The 1,347-nt window shown below is 67.1% G+C and carries 2 protein-coding genes; both read left to right on the top strand.

Annotation, left to right across the window (positions count from 1 at the left end; genetic code table 11):
- Positions 1-99 precede the first annotated feature (99 nt).
- Positions 100-681 (top strand): IS3 family transposase, encoded by a 582-nt coding sequence (locus ACIBEA_RS44595; RefSeq protein WP_399270315.1) that lies wholly within the window; start codon positions 100-102, stop codon positions 679-681.
- Between the two features lie 36 nt (positions 682-717).
- On the top strand, positions 718-1,347 hold a 630-nt coding region (locus ACIBEA_RS44600), incomplete at its 3' end, for a transposase (RefSeq protein ID WP_399270313.1).

Below are 1,347 nucleotides of genomic sequence, written 5' to 3' on the forward strand. Positions count from 1 at the left end.
GTACCGCTTCCTGTACTTACTTCCCACCTGGCACTACTTCCTCTGGAACCACACGTCCCAGTCTCCAGGTGTCCAAGACCAAGGGGAAGCTTCACGCTGCTGTGCAAGGTGATGAAGACCGCCCGCTCCACGTACTACGCGTGGGTGGCCGGAGCCGAGGCCCGCGAAGCGAGGCGACGGGCGGACGAGGCCCTGGCGCACGAGATCACGGTGATCCACATCGCCTCCCGGCGGAAGTACGGCGTCCCGCGCGTCACCGCCGAACTGCGCCGGCAGGGCCGGGTGGTCAACCGCAAACGGGTGGAGCGGATCATGCGGGAACACTGCATCGCCGGGCACAGCCGGCACACCGGACGCCGCAGCCTGACCAAGGCCGACAGCAAGGCCGCCCCGTCGCCGGACCTGATCGGCCGGGACTTCACCGCCACCCGCCCCGGAACGAAGATCGTCGGGGACATCACCTGCATCCCCACCGCCGAGGGCTGGCTCTACCTCGCCTCGTGGCTGGACCTGGCCACACGCGAGATCATCGGGTACTCGATGGCCGGTCACCACCGCGCCGACCTCGTCGTCGACGCCCTGGACATGGCCGCCGCGCTGGGCCGCCTGGAGCCCGGCTGCGTGATCCACAGCGACCGCGGATCGGAAGGTGAGTTCAACTGGTCGTCGCAACACCTTTGATCACGGAGGTGTGCAATGGGACTGCCGAGGAAGCAAATGTCGATGGCGCCATCCGGTGTGCGTCGGCAGTGGGCCGCGGATAGGGCGATGCGGCCGCCGATGCGTTCACCGGGCCGGCCTGAGCCATCGCGTGCTGTGCAACGAGAGTTCTGGCGCCTGATCGCATCCGGGATCACCTCTGTCCAGGCCGCCGAGGGGGTCGGGGTGTCGGCACCGGTCGGGATTCGATGGTTCCGACACGCTGGCGGGATGGCACCGCTGAGTCTGAACGAGCCCCCGGGCCGCTACCTGTCGTTCGCCGAACGCGAGGAGATTGCACTGCTCAAGGCTCAAGACAAGGGCGTGCGTGAGATCGCCCGCACGATCGGGCGCGCCCCTGGAACGATCTCTCGCGAGCTGCGTCGCAACGCCGCGACCAGGGGCGGTAAGCCGGTCTACCGCGCCGTGGTGGCCCAGTGGAAGGCGCAGCAGGCCGCGAAGCGGCCAAAGACGGCGAAGCTCGTGGACAACGACCGTTTGCGTGAGTACGTGCAGGACCGACTTGCCGGTGAGATACGCCGACCCGACGGCATGAAGCTTCCCCTTGGTCTTGGACACCTGGAGACTGGGACGTGTGGTTCCAGAGGAAGTAGTGCCAGGTGGGAAGTAAGTACAGGAAGCGGTACT

The sequence above is a fragment of the Streptomyces sp. NPDC051555 genome, from assembly GCF_044454405.1.
Classification (GTDB): domain Bacteria; phylum Actinomycetota; class Actinomycetes; order Streptomycetales; family Streptomycetaceae; genus Streptomyces.